The sequence below is a fragment of the Saccharothrix sp. BKS2 genome (assembly GCF_047689505.1).
Lineage (GTDB): Bacteria > Actinomycetota > Actinomycetes > Mycobacteriales > Pseudonocardiaceae > Actinosynnema > Actinosynnema lopnurensis.
The window spans coordinates 25998-44925 of the sequence record NZ_JAUQOL010000010.1; the positions used below are offsets into that span (position 1 = coordinate 25998).

At 73.0% G+C, this 18928-nt stretch carries 15 protein-coding genes; 9 read left to right on the forward strand and 6 right to left on the reverse strand.

Features of this window, described 5'->3' with window-relative positions:
• The first annotated feature begins 178 nt into the window (after positions 1-178).
• Genes Q5530_RS21730 through Q5530_RS21740 form a run of 3 tightly spaced genes read left to right on the forward strand, consistent with a single transcriptional unit; the run spans position 179 to position 2630 of the window.
• Positions 179-952 carry an ABC transporter permease gene (locus tag Q5530_RS21730; protein ID WP_380641955.1) on the forward strand — a complete coding sequence of 258 codons (774 nt, stop codon included), beginning with the start codon at positions 179-181 and terminating at the stop codon, positions 950-952.
• Positions 949-1752 (forward strand): ABC transporter permease, encoded by an 804-nt coding sequence (locus Q5530_RS21735; RefSeq protein ID WP_415364611.1) that lies wholly within the window; start codon positions 949-951, stop codon positions 1750-1752. Before Q5530_RS21730 ends, Q5530_RS21735 begins: the two co-directional genes overlap by 4 nt.
• Positions 1749-2630, forward strand: coding sequence for an ABC transporter ATP-binding protein (locus Q5530_RS21740; RefSeq protein ID WP_415364613.1), 882 nt, complete (start codon positions 1749-1751; stop codon positions 2628-2630). Before Q5530_RS21735 ends, Q5530_RS21740 begins: the two co-directional genes overlap by 4 nt.
• A 636-nt stretch (positions 2631-3266) precedes the next feature.
• Here Q5530_RS21740 and Q5530_RS21745 read toward each other — a convergent pair.
• Positions 3267-4424 (reverse strand): 4-hydroxybenzoate 3-monooxygenase, encoded by a 1158-nt coding sequence (locus Q5530_RS21745; RefSeq protein WP_415364614.1) that lies wholly within the window; start codon positions 4422-4424, stop codon positions 3267-3269.
• Positions 4425-4656: 232 nt separating this feature from the next.
• Here Q5530_RS21745 and Q5530_RS21750 point away from each other — a divergent pair, with 232 nt between their 5' ends.
• The 5 genes from Q5530_RS21750 (at position 4657) to Q5530_RS21770 (ending at position 11104) form a co-directional block, all read left to right on the forward strand.
• A complete protein-coding gene (locus Q5530_RS21750; protein ID WP_415364616.1) occupies positions 4657-5679 on the forward strand; it encodes an ABC transporter substrate-binding protein in 1023 nt (340 codons plus the stop codon).
• Between the two features lie 263 nt (positions 5680-5942).
• On the forward strand, positions 5943-9188 hold the full coding sequence (locus Q5530_RS21755; RefSeq protein WP_415364618.1) for a nitrate- and nitrite sensing domain-containing protein: 3246 nt from the start codon (positions 5943-5945) through the stop codon (positions 9186-9188).
• A complete protein-coding gene (locus tag Q5530_RS21760) occupies positions 9185-9607 on the forward strand; it encodes a roadblock/LC7 domain-containing protein (protein WP_380641880.1) in 423 nt (140 codons plus the stop codon). The genes Q5530_RS21755 and Q5530_RS21760 overlap by 4 nt, the downstream gene beginning before the upstream one ends.
• A gap of 34 nt (positions 9608-9641) precedes the next feature.
• Positions 9642-10238, forward strand: coding sequence for a GTP-binding protein (locus Q5530_RS21765; RefSeq protein ID WP_380641877.1), 597 nt, complete (start codon positions 9642-9644; stop codon positions 10236-10238).
• 113 nt (positions 10239-10351) lie between these two features.
• A complete protein-coding gene (locus Q5530_RS21770; RefSeq protein ID WP_415364620.1) occupies positions 10352-11104 on the forward strand; it encodes a class I SAM-dependent methyltransferase in 753 nt (250 codons plus the stop codon).
• Here Q5530_RS21770 and Q5530_RS21775 read toward each other — a convergent pair.
• From Q5530_RS21775 to Q5530_RS21795, 5 genes are all read right to left on the reverse strand, one after another.
• Complete coding sequence (locus tag Q5530_RS21775) at positions 11058-13205, reverse strand: diguanylate cyclase domain-containing protein (protein WP_415364622.1); 2148 nt, start codon at positions 13203-13205, stop codon at positions 11058-11060. The genes Q5530_RS21770 and Q5530_RS21775 overlap by 47 nt on opposite strands.
• Before the next feature lie 33 nt (positions 13206-13238).
• On the reverse strand, positions 13239-13379 hold the full coding sequence (locus Q5530_RS21780; protein ID WP_415364623.1) for a hypothetical protein: 141 nt from the start codon (positions 13377-13379) through the stop codon (positions 13239-13241).
• A gap of 198 nt (positions 13380-13577) precedes the next feature.
• Entirely contained in the window at positions 13578-14042 is a 465-nt protein-coding gene (locus Q5530_RS21785; protein ID WP_380641865.1) for a hypothetical protein, read from the reverse strand.
• Entirely contained in the window at positions 14008-14640 is a 633-nt protein-coding gene (locus tag Q5530_RS21790; protein ID WP_415364625.1) for an RNA polymerase sigma factor, read from the reverse strand. Before Q5530_RS21790 ends, Q5530_RS21785 begins: the two co-directional genes overlap by 35 nt.
• A gap of 185 nt (positions 14641-14825) precedes the next feature.
• On the reverse strand, positions 14826-16031 hold the full coding sequence (locus Q5530_RS21795) for a S8 family peptidase (RefSeq protein WP_415364627.1): 1206 nt from the start codon (positions 16029-16031) through the stop codon (positions 14826-14828).
• Between the two features lie 83 nt (positions 16032-16114).
• Between Q5530_RS21795 and Q5530_RS21800 the strand changes: the two genes are divergently transcribed.
• Complete coding sequence (locus tag Q5530_RS21800; protein WP_415364629.1) at positions 16115-18796, forward strand: CHAT domain-containing protein; 2682 nt, start codon at positions 16115-16117, stop codon at positions 18794-18796.
• The last annotated feature ends 132 nt before the right edge of the window (positions 18797-18928 follow it).

Genomic DNA, 18928 nt, shown 5'->3' on the forward strand with positions numbered 1-18928 from the left:
GCGGGGTCTGGACGTACGACTCGCGCGGGTTGGGGGGTGGAACCGGGGGTGGGAAAGTCGAGTGTGGATCGCAAGATCACATCATGGAGTTTTCCCGCCACTCATTGTGGTGGCGCTGTTCTCTCTCTAGATTGAGCCGGGTTGGCTGGCGTTGATCAACTGGGAAGAGGCGTTGCGCGTGCGTGCGCTCACCCGAGGACTGCTCGGTGTGGCCGGGTTCCTCGTCGTTTGGGAGCTGTTCGGTCGTTCGCGACTGGTTCCCTCGGATTATCTGCCACCGCCGTCCGTCGTAGCGGTGGAGCTGATGAGGTTGTTGGGTGACGAGGCGTTCCTCCGGGACGTGGTCGCGACGCTGCTCGCGCTCCTCATCACCGTGGTGCTGTCGGTCGGGATCGCCGTCCCGCTCGGACTGGTGCTGGGCAGCGTGCCCTCCGTCCGCCACGCCACCCGGGCGGTGGTGGAGTTCCTGCGCCCCATCCCGTCGGTGGCGCTCATCCCGCTGGCGATCGTGGTGATCGGCATCGGCCCGGAGATGAAGATCTCGCTCGCCGTGTACGCGGCGACGTGGCCGATCCTGTTCAACACGATCTACGCGCTCGACGAGCTGGACCCCCTGCTCGTCGAGACGGCGCGGGCGTTCGGCACCGGCCGGGTGCGCGTGCTGTTCTCCGTGGCGCTGCCCAGCGCGCTGCCGTTCGTGTTCACGGGCATCCGCCTCGCCGCCACCACGGGTCTCGTGGTGCTGGTGAGCGTGGAGCTGCTCGCGGGCGGTTCGGGCGGCGGGCTCGGGAACTTCATCATGGACGCGCGCAGCGGCTCGGGCCGCATGGACCTGGTCCTGGCCGGGACCGTGGTCGCGGGCGTGATCGGCTACCTGCTCAACGAGGGGCTGGAGCGCGCGCAGCGCCGCTGGGTCGGGTGGAGCACGGTCACGACGGGAGGACGGTCGTGAACCGGTTCATCCAGCGGTGGGCGGTGTTCGCGGGCCTGGTCGTGGTCTGGGAACTGCTCACCTGGCTCGCCGACGACACGTTCTTCCCGCGCCCGACGGAGATCGCGACCGCCGCGCACGCGCTGTGGCTGTCCGGTCCGGTGGAGGACCTGTTCCTCACCGAGACGGTGTTCGAGCACGTGCTGCCCAGCATCGCCAGGCTCCTCGGCGGTTGGGCCATCGCCGCCGTGATCGGCGTCGCCCTGGGCATCGCCCTCGGCCGCTCCTCGGCGGCCATGCAGTTCGCCGGTCCCCTGCTGACGTTCATGCGGTCGATCCCGCCACCCACCCTGGTGCCGGTGTTCCTCCTGCTGTTCACGGCCGGCACCCAGATGCAGCTCGCCACGATCGTGTTCGGCGTGCTGTGGCCCATCCTGCTCAACAGCATCGACGGCGCCCGCTCCGTCGACGCGACGAAGTTCGACACCTCGGCCGTGTTCCGCATCCCCAAGCCCCAGTGGGTCCTCGGCGTGGTCCTGCCCGCCGCGTCGCCGAAGATCTTCGCCGGGCTGCGGGTCTCCCTGTCGCTGGCCCTGGTGCTCATGGTCGTCTCCGAACTGGTCGGTACGGACAACGGGATCGGGTCGCAACTCCTGCTGGCCCAACGGTCCTTCGAATTCCCCGACATGTGGGCCGGGATCATCCTCCTGGGATTCCTCGGCTACGCCTTCAACACCGTGCTCCTGTCCTTCGAGACCCGGGCCCTCGCCTGGCAGCCGAGGCAGGAGCGCACCCCCGCGACGGTGGAGGAAAAAGCGTGACCGCGATGCTCGAAGTGGCCGACCTGGGCCACACCTACCAGGCGAAGGACGGCGCGCACACCGCGATCGCCGACCTGTCGTTCACCGTCGGCGCAGGGGAGCTGGTCTGCGTCGTCGGACCGTCCGGCTGCGGCAAGTCCACGTTGCTGCGCACCATCTCCGGCCTGATCCACCCGACCCGCGGCGAGGTCAGCCTGCACGGCGACCGGGTCCGGGGCGTGCCCGAGGACCTGGCCGTGGTGTTCCAGGACTACAGCCGCTCGCTGTTCCCCTGGCTGTCGGTGCTGAAGAACGTCGAGTTCCCGCTGCGCCGCACCCTCGGCCGCGCCGAGCGCCGCGCCCGCGCGGTCGAGGCGCTGGAGTGGGTCGGACTGTCCACGGCGCACCGCAAGTACCCGTGGCAGCTCTCCGGCGGGATGCAGCAGCGCGTCGCCATCGCCCGCGCGCTGGCCTACCGGCCGGCGCTGCTGCTGATGGACGAGCCGTTCGCGTCGGTGGACGCGCAGACCCGGTTCGAGCTGGAGGACCTGCTGCTGAAGGTCCGCACCGAGCACGACACCACGGTGCTGGTGGTGACGCACGACATCGACGAGAGCGTGTACCTGGGCGACCGCGTGCTGGTGCTGTCCACCTCGCCCGCCTCGGTGGTGGCGGACCTGAAGGTGGACCTGCCCGCGCAGCGCGACCAGATCACCACGCGCGAGTCCGAGGCGTTCGTGGCGCTGCGGGCGGAGGTCGCGCGGCTGCTGAACGTCGGCAAGACCGCCGAGCAGGTCGCGGCGCGGCGCCGGGCCAACGAGGCGCAGGCGGCGAAGTGGGCCGAGGCCGAGCGCGCCGAGGTCTCGCGCGTCGAGGCCGAGGAGCGCGCTGCGACGTGAAAGCCCTTCACGTGAAGTAGGGAGTCGGTCGGCGGGCGATCCGCGGCGCACAGGGCCTCTCAGGGCCGCGCCGGGGGTCGCCCGTCGCCGTGTCCGGGTCGCCCGTCGCCATGTCCGGGGTGGACGGGCGCGGTGCCGGCATCGGACCTGGTCGCGCGGCGGGTGAAGCCGTTGGGGCGCCGGGGTTTCGACAGACGTCGTTGGCAACGATTCGACATCGTTTCCCGGGCGCCGACCGGCCGGCGGCGGCGCGTCCGGGGCGGTTTTCGGGCCCCTGCGGGCACCCTGGGCGCCGGCGCGGGGAAGCGCGGGTCAACTGGGCGGGGAACGCGGTTCCCGGGGCCTGGAGAGGACGGTGCGCGGGGTTCGGCGGAATTCGTTGCGGCGTCAGGGGATTCCGGCGGCGGAATGGGTGCGGCGGGTGCTCCGGTCCGGTGTCCGGCAATGGTGCCGCCCGGCGACACCGTTCGAATTCGGGGGAATCGGTTCCGGGATTCGGGAATGGACTCCCGGTGTGCGTCCCGTTCTCCACGACAACCCGTTGCGGGGAGCGGTGGAGAACGGGACGGCGTTGTCCTCCCGGTGTGGCGGGTCGGCTCACCGACCGGCCTCTGCGTTAATCGCGAGTTGTCCTCCTCAGGGCCCCACGTAGTTCTGGGCGAAGTACCCGGCCGACGACCGCGAGCCGATCAGGTGCTCCAGCCGGGCCTGCCCCAACCGGCTCAGGAACGGCTCCGGCGAACGGTGGATCATGAAGACCATCCACTGCGAGAACTCCTGCGCACGCCACACGCGCCGCAGGCACACGTCGGAGTACGAACGGAGTCCGCTGTCATCGCCCGTTCGGTGGTAAGCGGTCACGGCGGCGGCCAGCACCTCGGCGTCGTGCAGCGCGAGGTTCATCCCCTTGGCCCCCACCGGGGTGATGATGTGCGCGGCATCGCCGAGCAGGTACAGGTTTCCGTGGTTCATCGGTTCGACCACGTGGCTGCGCATGTCCAGGATGCGCTTCTCGGTGATGCGCCCCTCGGTCAACTTCCAGTCGGAGTCCTTGAGCGCCAACCGCTTGTGCAGTTCGGCCCAGACCCGCTCGTCCGGCCAGTTGTCGACGGTGTCGTCGACCGGGACCTGGAGGTAGTAGCGCGAAACCGTAGAACTGCGGAGCATGTGGCCCGCGAATCCATCCGGGTGAAGTGCGTAAATCACCTTGTGGGTGGATGGCGGAGCCTCCGCCAAGATGCTCAACCACTCGATCCCGTGCTGGTGGCTGAACTCCTGCACCGCGCCCGGCGGGATGCTGCGCCGCGCCACCCCGTGGAACCCGTCCGCCCCGGCGAGGAACGAGCACTCGAGCCGCTCCCGGGTGCCGTCGGCGTTCGTCCAGGTCAGAGCCGGTTCCGGGCCCTCCACGTCGTGCAGTTCGACGTCGCTCACGGACCAGCGGACGTCGCCCCCGCGCTCGTCGACGTAGTGCCGCACGAGGTCCCGGACGACCTCCTGCTGCGGGTAGATGTAGTGCGTCTGACCGTCGTAGAGCGTGGAGTAGTCCACCTCGTGCGCGACACCGTCGACCCGGAACTCGCAGGCCCCGTGCCTGTCCGCCTCTTGGAGCAACCGATCGGCCAACCCGTGGGCGGTGAGCATCTGCACCGCGCGGTGCTCCAGCACCCCCGCACGGGGCCTGTTCTCGATGTACTCGCGGGTGTTCCTCTCCAGCACCACGCAGGGGATACCGGCTTCGCGGAGCAGGTTCCCCAGGGTCAATCCGGCCGGGCCCGCGCCGACGATGCCCACCGCACGTCGATTGCTCTGTACGGCCCATTCGGAGTCATGATCGATCACCGCATACCCCAACCTCTGGACAGCCTGTGCAAAGATGCTCACCGAAGGTAGTGGATCAGCCTTCGAGTGTCGGTCGACTGGGGTCTTGTCGAGCCACCCGTGTCACTTTGAGTGGTTCAACAACGCCCCGTCGCCCGTGCATCCTGCCCCCGCAAAGTCGCCACTCCAACAGGAGATGCACCCCATGACTCGAAGAGTCGGCCTCTCGGCACGAAGGATCTTCGGCGTTCTGTCCGCTGTCACCCTCCTCGCCACCGTGTCGGGCTGCGGCCTGCTCGGCGGCTCGGAAGAGCAGCCCGCCGAGTCCGCCGGATCGGGCAAGGTCGAGAAGGCCAAGATCAAGCTTGGCCTGCTCCCCATCCTCGACGTCGCGTCGGTCCACATCGCGATCAAGAAGGGCTACTTCCAGGAAGAGGGCCTGGAGATCGAGCCGATCAAGATCCAGGGTGGCGCCGCGGCCATCCCCGGCCTGATCAAGGGCGACCTGGACATCAGCTTCGGCAACTGGGTCTCGTTCATGCTGGCCGAGTCCAAGCAGGGCGCGAAGGACGTCGGCGGTCTGAAGCTCATCAACGACGGCTACCAGACCAAGCCCGACATGTTCCTGATCCTCGCCAAGGCCGACTCGCCGGTGAAGTCGCCCAAGGACTTCGAGGGCAAGACGATCGCGATCAACACGTTCCAGAACATCGCCGAGCTGACCGCGAAGGCCACCCTGGAGGCCGCCGACGTCGACCTGACGAAGGTGAACTTCAAGGAGTTCCCCTTCCCGGACATGGAGGCCGCGGTCCAGAACGGCACGGTCGACGCCGCCTTCATGGTGGAGCCGTTCATCAGCCGGGCCCAGCGCACCAGTGGCCAGATCACCGTGCTCGACGCGGCGTCCGGCCCCACCGACGGCATCCCGATCGGCGGCTACGCCACCACGGGCAAGTTCGCCGACGAGAACCCCAAGACCGTCGCCGCCTTCCAGCGCGCGATGGCCAAGGGCCAGCGCGACGCCGCCGACCGCCCCACGGTGGAGCCGCTGCTGGTCGAGTACGCCGGCGTGGACAAGGAGACCGCCAGCCTGGTGCACTTCGGCGAGTTCCCGACCTCGCTGGACGCCACCCGGTTGCAGCGGGTCGCCGAGCTGATGCGAACCTATGGCCTGCTCAAGGAAGAGTTCGACGTGAAGCCGATGTTGGTCAGCAGCTCCGGCAGCTGACCGCCCCGAGGGGGAGCCCGGTTGGTCGTCGGGCTCCCCCTCGGGTGTTTCCCGTTCGGGTCACCAGCATGAAATAGCCGTGAACGCCGGTTAGCGATCGTTTAGCGCGTCCAGCAGGGTGCCGCGCGACAATGGTTGATTGGCAAACTACCGGCTACCTGGTCCGAACGGCGGTATGACTCCCGGGTTTTTTCCACCAAGATCGCCCGGGTTTGCAGACGGATGTCGTTTCACTGGCTGGGGGGCTGGGGAGTGTGCTGACGGTGCGCGGTCACGACGACCACGCCTCCGGGGAAGAACCGGAGCGGATTCAACTCGACGCGGGTGTCGCCGGTGACGGCCGACCCCCCGACTCGGGTCCCAGCACAGGCGCCGTGCCCGCCGACCGGGGAGTCTCCCGGTGGCGTCTGCGGAACTGGCGCCTGCGCAGCAAGCTCGCCGTGGTGCTCCTGGTGCCGGCGCTGAGCACGCTGGCGCTCGCGGGGCTCCGGCTGAACACCCAGCTCGACGACGTCGAGCTGTTCGGCAAGGTGCAGCGCGAGCTCCAGCTGTCCGCCCAGGCGGCCGCGGTGTCCGACGCGCTCCAGCTGGAGCGCGACGCCGCCGTGTGGTTCGTCGCGGGCGGGCGCAACGAGAACGCCGCGGAGCTCGTGACGCGGTCCAACAAGGTGGACATCGAGGTCGGCAAGCTGCGGGACGTCGCCGCGTCCACCTCGGGCATCGAGGACTCGGTGCGCGACGCGTTCCAGCGCGCCCTCCAGTCGCTGGACGGCCTGGCCTCGCTGCGCAACACGGTGACCAACAGCCGGTACCCCGACGTCTCGGTCCACACCGCGTACGGCCAGCTCCTCGCCGCCCTCTCGCAGGTGCACCGCGCCAGCGCGGGCAGCCTGAGCAACGAGACGATCAACCCGCTGTCGGGCGCCAACCTCGCGCTGTACAACGCGAAGGAGCAGCTGTCGCAGCAGAACGCGATCCTGCTGGCCACCGCGGAGCGCGACGAGTTCGCCCCCGGCCAGGAGAACGCGCTGCGCGCCGCGCAGTCCCGGTTGGACGCCGCGCTCGTCGAGTTCGCCGGCACCGCGAGCCAGGAGAACCGCCAGCTGCTCGCCGACACCGTGTCCGGTCCCGCCGTGGACGGTCGCAACCGGTTGGTGCAGCTCGCCCTGGTGCAGCAGGCCGACGAGGGCGCGGTGAACCTCGACAGCGCCAACGTCATGACCCTGGGCGAGGAGACCGCGGGTCTCTTCAGGACGGTCGCGCAGGACATCGAGCGCCAGGCCGACGCCGCCGCGGTGAACCTCACCGAGGACGCCCGCGCCGCGGCGTGGCGCGACGCGGCCCTGGTGGCCGTGGCGCTGATCCTCGCGTTCGCCCTCATGGCGTTCGTCGCCCGCTCGATGCTGACACCGCTGCGCGTGCTGCGCCGCACCGCCCTGGAGGTGGCGCGCAACCGGCTGCCCGACGCGATCAAGCGGATCCGCCAGCACCGCGACCCCGAGCGGGCTGCGGAGGAGGCGCTGGTGCCGGTGCCCATCCACACGACCGAGGAGGTCGGCCAGGTGGCGCGGGCGTTCGACGCCGTGCAGCGCGAAGCCGTCCGCCTCGCGGTCGAGCAGGTGGCGCTGCGCGCGAACGTCAACGACATGTTCATCAACCTGTCCCGGCGCTCGCAGGCGCTGGTCGAGCGGCAGATCACCGTCATCGACCGGCTGGAGCAGGACGAGCAGGACCCCGACCAGCTGGCCAGCCTGTTCGAGCTGGACCACCTGGCGACCCAGATGCGCCGCAACAGCGAGAACCTGCTGGTGCTCTCGGGCACCACGGTCAACCGCCGCGTCACCCGGCCCGTGCCGATCTCCGAGGTGCTCGGCGCCGCGGTGTCGGAGGTCGAGAAGTACGCGCGCATCCAGATCGCCCCCGCGCCGGAGCTGAGGATCCAGGGCCGCGTGGTCAACGACCTCGCGCACCTCATCGCCGAGCTGCTGGACAACGCGACCGCGTTCTCCAAGCCCACCACCAAGGTCACCGTGCGCGCCATCGAGACGCGGCGCGGCGAGGTGTCCATCCGCATCCACGACCGCGGTGTCGGCATGCAGGAGCAGGACATCGCGGAGGCCAACACCAAGCTCGCCGATCCGCCCGAGGTCGACGTGTCGGTGGCGCGCGAGATGGGCCTGTACGTGGTCGGCCAGCTGGCCAAGCGCCACAACATCCGCGTCACGTTGAACAACAACGACGACATAGAGGGTGGCGTCACGGCCCAGGTGATCCTGCCGGTCGACCTGTTGCACCGCGGCCCCGAGCCGCTCACCGCGCGTCCCGCGCCGGCCGCGCTGCCGCCGCGACCGGCCAACCTCGAACTGGAGGAGAGCGGCGTCGGCGTGCTGGCCGGCGTGCCCAAGTGGACGCCGGACGCCACGCCCGGCGACTACGCGCCGCCGTCCCCGCAGTCCGCGGCGGTCCCGCCGGTCGTGCACACCCACGAGGCCGAGCCCAACGGGTTCTTCGAGGTCGAGCAGACCTCGGCGGCCGACCTGTTCACCTCGACCGTGGTCGAGGCCCCGGCCGCGGGCGAACCGGCGATCGACTACTCGTACCCGCCCTCCCCGTCCCGGCCGGCGCCGCCGGTCGTGGAGGAGGACGACGCCTCGACCCAGCGCCTGCCGATCTACGAGGACGTGCTGTCGCGCTGGTTCCAGGGCGCCGAGGCACCCGAGGCGACGGTGCGCGGCGACCTGGGCGGCGGTGGGGACCCGGGCGGCGACGTGCCGCCGGAGACCGCCGCCGAGAAGACGATGTTCGCCGACCGGACCGACCTGATGGACGAGTCCAACGCCTTCGGCCCGCTCCCCGGCGGGAACCGCCACGAGCCGGCCCGCCACGAGCCCAACCGGGGCGAGCCCGCCTTCGCGTCCCGCCTCGACCCGTCCCGCCCGGAGCCCGGCGCGTCGGAGAGGACCGTGTTCGCGGACCGCACCGAGCTGGTCGGCACCGATCCGGTCGGCACCGGGCTGGTCGGTACTGGGCTGGTCGGTACTGGGCGGGAGTCGGCCCGGCCCACGCCGCCCGCCCCCCGCGGCGCCACCCCGGCGGGCCTGCCCAAGCGCGAGCCCGCGCCGTCGGCGATCCCCTCGTCGGGCGGCGGTCCCGGCTGGGGCTCGGGCGACGACGGCTGGTCGGCCGCCACGAACCTGCTCAAGGCTCCGGTGGACGACACCACGACCGCGGGCCTGCCCAAGCGCGTGCCCAAGGCGCGCCTGGTCCCCGGCTCGCTCACCGGGCCCTCGCCCCGCGGCTCGGCGCCCACCGGGCCCCAGTCGGCGGCGGGCGCGGCGTCCTCCGGTCTCGCGACCGCGGCCCCGCCGCGCCGCTCGGCCGACCGGTTGCGCCAGCGGTTCGCGACCTACCAGCGCGGTGTGCAGATGGGTCGCGAGACGAACGACGACAGCGCCATGCCCTGGGAGGGCTTGTCGATCGGCAACGCAGACAACAAGGAGCAGAAGTGACCACCGCAGCCGAAGAAATTGACAACTTCAGTTGGCTGGTCGACGACTTCGTCAGCAGGGTCGCGGGTGTCGCGCACGCGATCGTGGTCTCCGCGGACGGCCTGCTGCTGGCGTCCTCGACGCGGTTGCCCCTCGACCGCGCCGAGCAGCTCGCGGCCGTGGCGTCCGGCCTGATCAGCCTCAACCTCGGCGCGGCGCGCTGCTTCGAGGCCGGTGACGTCAAGCAGACCGTGGTGGAGATGGAGCGGGGCTACCTGTTCCTCATGTCCATCAGCGACGGTTCCTGCCTGGCCGTGCTGGCCGCCCCGAACTGCGACATCGGCCTGATCGGCTACGCCATGACGCGGCTGGTCGAGCGGGTCGGCGTGCAGCTCACCCCGGAGATCCGTTCGCAGCTGCACGTCGCGATGCGCGGCTGAAGACGGCACCGACCACTAGGGAAAGCAGAGCAACATGAGCGGTGGCGTTCCCGGACGGCCGGGGTCACCCACGGTGAGTCCGACCGTCACGTCGACCAAGATCGTGGTGGCGGGTGGGTTCGGCGTCGGCAAGACGACCTTCGTCGGTTCCGTGTCCGAGATCGTCCCGCTGACCACCGAGGCGGTGATGACCGAGGCCAGCGTCGGCGTGGACGACCTGTCCGGCACGCCGAACAAGGTCACCACCACGGTGGCCATGGACTTCGGCCGGGTGTCCCTGGACCAGGACCTGATCCTCTACCTGTTCGGCACCCCCGGTCAGCACCGGTTCTGGTTCATGTGGGACGACCTGGTGCGCGGCGCGATCGGCGCCGTCGTGCTGGTCGACACCCGCCGGCTGTCGGACGCGTTCGCCTCGATCGACTTCTTCGAGGACCGCGAACTGCCGTACGTGGTGGGCGTGAACTGCTTCGACGGCCTGCTGCACCACCGCATCGAGGACATCCGGGAGGCGCTGACGATCGACCAGGCGGTCCCGATCGTGCCCTGCGACGCGCGGAACCGGCAGTCGACCAAGCAGACGCTCATCACGCTGGTGCAGCACGCCATGCGCCTGCCGACGTTCGCCTGACCCCGCACCACCCGCACCACGAGCAGCACCGGCACCACCAGCAGCACGGCGGCGGGCCGCGGCCGGAAAAACCGGTCGCGGCCCGCCGCCGTGCCGGGCCACACTCGGACGCCGTGCCGACGAACCCGCAGAACCAGGACTCGGCCGCGCGCTACGACGCGCTCAACGAGTGGGACCTGTCCGACGACTTCTACCTCGACCTCGTGCTCTCCGCCGACGCGGTGCTCGACGTCGGCTGCGGCACCGGCGTGCTGCTCGGCGCGGCGCGCGCGGCCGGCCACACCGGCCGCCTCGTGGGCCTCGACCCCGACCCCGACGCGCTGGACCGGGCCCGCCGGCGCGACGACGTGGACTGGGTGGCCGGCGACCTGGGCGGTGTCGCCTTCGACGGCGAGTTCGACCTGGTCCTGATGACCGGGCACGTGTTCCAGGTCTTCCTCACCGACGACGAGGTGCGCGCGCAGTTCACCGCCGTGCGCCGCGCGCTGCGGCCGGGCGGCCGGTACGCGTTCGAGACCCGCAACCCGGGCGCGCGGGCCTGGGAGCGGTGGATTCCCGAGAACGGCGTCGACATCGTCGGCGAGCGCGGGGAGCCGGTGCGCGTCGAGCACCGCGTGGCGAGCGTGGAGGACGGGCTGGTGCGGCTCAGCGAGACCGCGAGCAGCCCGGACTGGCCGGCGCCGAGGGTCGACTGGGCGACGCTGCGGTTCACCACCGCCGAGCAGGTCGACGCGCTGCTGGCCGAGACGGGGTTCGAGGTGGTCGAGCGCTGCGGCTGGTGGGACCGCACCCCGCTGACCGCCACCAGCCGGGAGGTCATCACGATCGCGCGACCAGGTCCGCTCCCGGCCACCGACCGTCGCTGACCACCAGCGCGCCGGTCGACCGCACCAGCGGCAGCGCCGCCGCCAGCGCCTCGCGCGCCAGCGGCTCCGGCGGCGGGTCGACCGGCACCACGCCGTGCAGCAGCTGGCGCTCCAGCACGGACAGCTCCACCAGCGCGCAGGTGAAGCCGTGCAGCAGCCGCCGCACGCCCATGTCCGCCAGCGTGGTCAGGTTGTCCTCGACCGCGTCCGGGTCCACCGCCAGGCCGTGCGCGGACAGGGCCAGCCACAGCCGGTGCGGCGGCAGGTCGGACGCCCGCAGCGCCTCGGCCACCGGCGCGGTCAGCTCCGGGTCGCGCGACTGGTCCGACGACAGCGCCACCAGCACCGGCAGCCCCTCCACCGCCGCGAACGAGCACGCCTCGTCCAGCAGCCACCCGGCCAGGCGCCCGCTCACGCCCATCTCGTCGGCGAAGCGCAGGCACTCCTCGTGCCGCACCGGCTCGCCCCCACCGTCCCGCCAGCGCAGCCGCGCGGACACCGCGACCCGCGCGCCGTCCCGCTCCACCGGCGGGTAGTCGATGTTGATCGCGCCGCCGGCCACCGCGTCCGCCACGGCCGCGACGAGCCGCAGCCGCTCCCGGTCGCGGGCGTCCCGCACCTCGTCGTAGACCTCCCACTGGCCCCGGCCGCCGCGCTCGGCGCGGCGCAGCGTGCTGTGCGCCCGGCGCAGCAGCGCCATCGCGTCCACCCCGCGCGTCGGGGCGCGCACGAACCCCATGGCCGCCGACGGCACGAACCGGCGGTCCGCCAGGCGCACCGGCTCGGCCAGCCCCGCCTCGATCGCCCCGGCCAGCGCCGGGATGCCGGGCGTGCCGGGGGAGTCCTCGACCAGCACCACGAACTCGTCACCGCCCAGCCGCGCCACCGTGGCGACCTCACCGGCCACCGCCGCGGTCAACCGCCCCGCCACCGCCTTCAACAGCTCGTCGCCCGCCTCGTAGCCCAGGCCGTCGTTGACGACGCCCACGCCGTGCACGTCCAGGTAGCACAGGGTCACCGAGCCCGGTCGGCTCAGCACGCGCTCCAGCACCGGCAGGAAGCCCTGGCGGTTGGGCAGACCGGTCAGCACGTCGTGCAGGGCCTGGTGGCGCAGGTACTCGCGCAGCACCCGCTGCTCGGTGGTGTCCTCGACGACCGCGACGTGGTACTTCGGCCGCCCGTCGGCGTCGCGCACCACCGACAGCGCCACGTTCGTCCACATCGGATCGCCGTTCGGGCCGGTGAACCGCCGCTCGGTGCGGAAGGTGTCGTCGCCCGACCGCAGCACCCGCGCCTGGTCCGCGCGCAGGGCCGCCAGGTCCTCCGCGGTGAACAGCGCCGAGGACCCGTGGCGACCCTCCGGCACCGCCCCGCCGGGGTGCTGCTCCCCGGGCCGGTCGCCGGCCGGCTCGTCCGGGGGTCGCCGGTCGTCGGCCGGTGGTTCCTCGCGGTGGCCCTCCCCGTGCCACTCCTCCCCGTACCGCCCCTCCCCGTGCCGCTCCTCCTCCGGGCCGAGCATCGCGACCAGCGCCGGGTTGGCCTCCACCACCGCGCCGTCGGTGTCGAAGATCGCGATGCCCACGCCGGAGCCGGCGAACACCTGCCGGAACCGCGCCTCGCTGTCGTGCAGGTCGTCCTGGGCCCGCTCCAGCGCCCGCAGCAGCGACGACCGCACCTCCTCCTGCTCGGTGAAGACCTGCCCGCGCGCGGCGGCGGCGTACCCGGCGGCGACCGCGCCGAGCAGCGTGATCACCCGGTCCGCGGGCGCGTCCGCCAGGTCCGGGAGCAGCCGGCCCAGCACCTCGATGGTGCGCTGGAGGCTGTGCGGCCCGGTGAACCGCGCCGACACCAGCCACCGGCCGACCGCGGCCCCGTCGTCGGGGTCGAACGGGGTGGCGGCCAGCAGCCCCGTCAGGCGCGCCAGGTGCCCGTCGAGGTGCTCGCGGATCCGCGCCCGCGCCATCGGCGCGCAGGCGGTGCCGGTCAGCGCCCTCGTCCACGCCTCGGCGGGGTTCGGGTGGGCGGGGTCCGGGTCGGGGCGCGCGGCGCCGGCCGGGGGAGGGCTGCCCCCGGTGTGGTCGGGTCCACCGGACTCGGTCATGGGTCGGCGGCGTCGGTCGGCCGGTGCCGGGGCTCAGGGCTTGCGACCGACGACCGCGCAGAGGTCGGCCGTGCCCGGGTCGGGGCCCCCGCCGAGCAGGTGGTCGTGGACGCGCGCGGAACTCGGCAGGTCGACGTCGACACCGTCCGGGGACCAGCTCGCTCGCTCGACCACGGTGCACCTCTCGGGTGATGGTTTGCCCGCCGGTCGAATACGCCGGTTCAGCCACCCTACTGGGAAAAACGATCCGCCAAACGGGTTAGAAACCGCTGCCACTCTTTCGTGGCGGATATTGGGCGAGGGCACAAATGGGCCCCGCATTACCCGGCGTCGGAACGCCCCGTCGCGGGCGGGCAGGCGCCCGTGACGGGGCTACACGCAAACCCAGTCGGTGACCACGGTCGTGCCGCCCACCGCACACCGGAAGCGCACCGGTCCCGCCGGCGGCGGCCCGAGCAGGAACATGCCCAGCTCGTCCAGCTCCGCCTCCTCCACCGGCCCGGTCGCGGTCAGCAGCTCCACCCGGCCCGGCCGGGCCGGCAGCACCTGCCCCGCCACGCCCGCCTCGGTCACCTCGACCTGCACCGAGACGCCCTCCGCGTCGAACACCAGCTGCCGCGCGGTCGACGTGGCCCGCGCCCGCACCGCCAGCTCCGCGTCCAGGATCGAGTCGTAGCTGGTCAACGCCGTCAGCTCGGCGTCGACCGTGCGCCACGTGTACGCCGCGCGCGCCGCCTGCACGACGTGCTCGGGCACGTCCCGCTCCTCCGCCAGGGCCACCGCCAGGTCCCTCAGCAGCTCCTCATCGCTTTCCCACGCCGGATCGCCCTTCAGCACCGAGCACACCTCCTCCGTCGACCCGCCTCGGTTTGACCAGCCGGAACACCGCGGGGGTCTTGCGCAGCTTGTCCAGGCACCTGCTGCGGGTGGGGCCGATGCTGCCGACCGGCATGTCCAGGCGCTCGCCCACCGAGGAGTAGCTCGGCGGCGGGTCGGCCATCAGCGCGATCAGCAGCTCCCGGCAGTGCTCGGGCAGCGCCCGGAAGCCGTCGCGCAGCGCCTGGAGCCGCTGCGCGGTCTCCAGCTCCTCGTCCAGCTCGGCCTCCGCGTCCACCGGGCTCGCCGGCTCCTCCTCGGACTGCGGGTCGAACGGTTGGAGGCGCTGCTGCATCCGCAGCATCCGCAGACATTCGTTGCGCGTGGTGGTGGCGATCCACCCGGGCAGCGCGTCGGCGTCCCGCAGCTTGCCGATCTGCTCCACCAGCCGCAGCCACACCGTCTGGTTGACGTCCGCCGCGTCCGCGGGCCGCAGCCGGTGCCGGTGGATCACCGACACCACCAGCGGCGTGAAGCGGGCCACGATCTCGTCCCACGCACGCCGGTCGCCGTCCGCCGCCGCGCCCACCAGCGCGCCGATCGGGGCTACAGGGATCACGTGCCCTCCTCGGGGCCCGGGGGTGTGTCACCACCGCCAGGGCGTGTGCCGGCGCGGACCCCGGCCGGGTCTCGGACTTCGGATTCGTCGCTGCCACACACTACGGAGTGCGGACCCGGGCGCCAGATACATCCGTGCCCCTGTTCGGGTGACATCCGGTCCCGCTCGACGTCCGGTTCGACGCCCTAGGCGACGAAGACGCCGTACCCGGGGAAGAACTCGGGGCGCCCCACCAGCAGCTGGTCGCGGGCGGCGGCGGCCGACACGCCCGACTGGGTCATCGTCGCGGCGATCCGCCCGGCCACGTGCGGCGCGGCGAACGAGGTGCCCAGCCAGTAGGCGAACCGGTCGTAGACCTCGTCCGGCAGGCCCGGCAGCACCCACCGGCCCCGGAGGAACGTGCTGGTCCGGTTGCCGACCGCGCACGCGTCCACCCAGTGGCCGTGGTTGGAGTAGCAGGCGGGGGCGCGCGTGCCGTCGCGCTCCTCGGCCACCGCCGCCACCGCCGTCACGCCGGGCAGCGCGGCGGGCCAGCTCGGTCGGGCCGTGCCCTGGTTGCCCGCGGACGCGACCACCACCACGCCGGCGGGCAGCGCCGCGACCGACCGGCGGACCGGCTCGGGGGCCACGTCGCCCTGGGTGAAGCAGCCCATCGAGATGTTGACGACGTGCACCCGCTCGTCGAACGCGGACAGCGCCCGCGCGAAGTCCTCCTCGGTGCCCAGGCCGAACTGGTCGAGCGCCTTCTCCGGGTCGAACCGCACGCCCGGCGCGGCCTGCCGCACCACGCCCGCGACGAACGTGCCGTGCCCGCCCTCCACCGCGAACACGTCGCCGCCGGAGTAGGCGGGGTCGACCTCGTCGGCCCGGGACAGGAACGCGGTGCCCAGCCACGCCGGGTGGTCGCCGCCGGCGGTGGCCGAGATGCCGGTGTCCACGATGCCGACGGTCACGCCCTTGCCCAGCCCCGAACCCGTCCCGTCCGGGTCGGCCAGCGGCGCCGCCACGCGCGGCGGTTGACCCGGGTGGCCGTGCATGTTCCCCCCGTGGCCGAACAGCACGTGGTGCGGCTGCACCACCGGGGTGCGCTCGCCGGGCCACTGCTGGGGGTCGCGCAGCAGCCGCACGACGTCGGGGACGTCCTCGGCGTTGCGCGGCGGCAGCACCAGGCGCGCCATCCCCGCGAAGTCCCGGCCCCGTTCGGCGACGATGTTGTTCTGCGCCAACTTCCGGACGACCCGCGCGACGTCCTCCGGGATGGTGAGCAGTTCCCGCGCCACGTAGACGAATTCGCGGCCGCGCTCGGGGTGCAGGCGGAAGTCCTTGTGCTCACTGATCGCCTGGTCGAATGCCCGGAGGTAAAGGGCAGCCCGATCGGAAGGTTGGGACACCACGGCCTCACAACGGCGTAGAAGGGGAGTGGTGCGAGCTTTGATCAAGCTACCACAGCGGTCTTGGTAATAAAGTGGTTCTCGTGGCCGGAAAAACCGCCGCCGCAGCGCTGGAGGCCCGGCAGCGGGACCCGCGCGCGGCCATCGAGATCGGCCGCTCCGCACTGCGGGCGGCGCGGGCGGCGGGCGACGCGGAAGAGGCGTCGACCGCCGAACGGGCGATCGGGTTGTCGCTGCGCGAACTGCACGACTTCGACGGCGCGCTGCGGCACCTGCGCCGGGCGGTGCGCATCGCGGAACGGGCGCGCTCGGCGCGGTCGGCGGCGCTGGCCCGGGTGAGCCTGGCGTTCGTGCTCTCCAACACCGGGCGGCACGCGCAGGCGTTGCGCGCGATCAACGCGGCGCTGGGGGAGCTGGACGGCGGCGACGCCGACATCGCCCGGATGCAGCGCGGCCTGGTGCTGCACTACCTGTGCCGGTACGACGAGGCCCGGCGCGAGTACAACCGGTCCATCGAGGCGGCCCGCCGCACCGGCGACCGGCTCGGCGAGGCCCGCGCCCGCAACAACCGCGGCCTGCTGCGCGCCTACACCGGCGGCCTGCGCGCCGCGGACGAGGACTTCGACCGCGCCGCCGCGCTCTACCGCGAGCTGGACCTGGAGCTGGCGGTGGCCGACGTGCGGTGGAACGCGGGCATCTCCGCGTCCCGGGCGGGCGACGTGCCGCGGGCGCTGACCATGTTCGCCGAGGCCGAGCACGAGTACCGGCGGCTGGCGGTGCCCCGCCCGGCGCTGCTGATCAACCGGCTGGAGCTGCTGGTGTCGGTGCCGCTGCTGGAGGAGGCGCGGGCGGCGGCCGACCGGGCGCTGGAGGAGCTGGGCGCCGACCTCGTGCTGGCCCGCTCGGAGGCCATGTTCTACCGGGCCCGCGTCGCCCTGCTGGAGGGCGACCTGGAGCACGCCGTGCGGATGGCCGTGGCCGCGCGCCGCGGGTTCCGGCGCGAGAAGCGCGAGGTGTGGGAGGCGGGCGCCCGGCACGTGGAGCTGCGCGCGGCCTACCTCAGCGGCCGGCGCGACCGGCCCCTGGTGGCCGCGCTGGTGCGGGTGGCGTCCCGGCTCGACGCGCTGGGCTGGCGGATGGCGGGCCTGGAGGCGCGGGTCGACGCGGCGCTGGTCGCCCGCGACCTGGGCGACCGGCGGCGCGCGGTGGCCGAGCTGGCGGTGGCGGGCGCGGCCCGGCGCGGCGTCGGCACGGCGGCGCACCGCGTGCAGGGCTGGTACGCCGAGGCGCTGCGGCGCGACCTGGAGGGCAACGCGCGCGGCGCGCAGATCGCCCTGCGGCGCGGCCTGCGGCTGCTCGACGAGTACCGGGTCTCGCTGGGCGCGGCCGAACTGCGGGCGCTGAGCGGGGCCCAGGGCAAGGCCCTCGCGCTGGAGGGGCTGCGCACGGCCGTCGCCTCCGGCCACGCGGCCAAGGTCCTGTCGTGGGCCGAGGCGTGGCGGGCCGGCGCGCTGCGCATGACCCCCGCCCGACCGCCCGAGGACTCCGGCCTGGCCGACGCCCTGGCCGAGCTGCGCGCCGTGACCGCCGACCTGGAGACCGCCCTGCTGGAGGGCAGACCCGTGTCCGCGCTGCGGCAGCGGCAGGTGCGCGGCGAGCAGCGGGTGCGCGAGCTGACCCGGCAGACCAGCGGCGGCGGCGCCGTCTCCACCCCGCCCGAGGTGCGCGACCTGGCCCACGCGCTCGGCCCCGCCGCCCTGGTCGAGTACATCGACCACGACGGCGCCCTGCTGGCCGTGGTGGTGGCGGGCGGCCGCGCGTCGCTGCACCACCTGGGGCGGCTCGACGGCGCCCTGCGCGAGGTGCGGCTGCTCCGCTTCGCCCTGCACCGCCTGGTGACCCTGCCCGAGCACGTGGACCGCTCGGCCGTCCGCGCGGGCGCCGACCACGCGGCCAACCTGCTGGAGACCCGCCTGCTCGCCCCCCTGCGCCGCCGCCTGGGCTCCCGCCCCCTGGTGCTGGCCCCCACCGGCCTGCTCGGCGGCCTGCCCTGGTCCGCCCTACCGGGCTGCCAGGGCCGCTCGGTAGTGGTGGCCCCCTCGGCCACCGTGTGGCTACGAGCCTCCACCCCGCCTGTTCCGCCCCCTTCCCTTCTCCCTTCCCCCCACCCCTCCTCCCCCCTTTCCCCCTCCTCCCCTCCCCCTTCCCCAGGCCGCCCTGTCCTGGCCGCCGGCCCGAGGTTGCCCGCCGCCCCGGCCGAGATCGCCGCCATCACCCCCCTGACCGACTCGGCCTCGGTCCTGGTGGGCCCGGACGCCACGGTCGACGCCGTGGCCGCCGCGATGGACGGCGCCCCCCTGGCGCACGTCGCCGCGCACGGTTCGTTCCGCGCCGACAACCCCCTGTTCTCCGCCCTGGAACTGGCCGACGGCCCGCTCACCGTCTACGACCTGGAACGCCTGCGCACCCCACCCGCCCGGGTCGTCCTGTCCGCCTGCGACTCGGGCCTGTCCGCCGTCCGCCCCGGCGACGAGCTGATGGGCTTCACCGCCGCCCTCCTCGGCCTGGGCACGCGCACCCTCATCGCCCCGGTCGTGCCCGTCCCCGCCGAGGTGACCACCTCCCTCATGGTCGACCTGCACCGCCGCCTGGCCGCCGGCGAACCCCCGTCCGCGGCCCTGGCCAACGCCCAGGAGGCCCACCGCGGCGGCGGCGGCGACGCCGCCTTCGCCGCCGCCGCCGGCTTCCTCTGCTTCGGCGCCTGACCCCCAGTTCACCCCCTCAGCGCGAGTCGTACGCTCAGACCCACCGTGTCGTACGTTCAGAACCGGTGAGTTCAACGTTCAGGACCGCGGGTCGCCCGCCAGGAGTGGCCACGTCGCCCGTTCGGGGCCGGC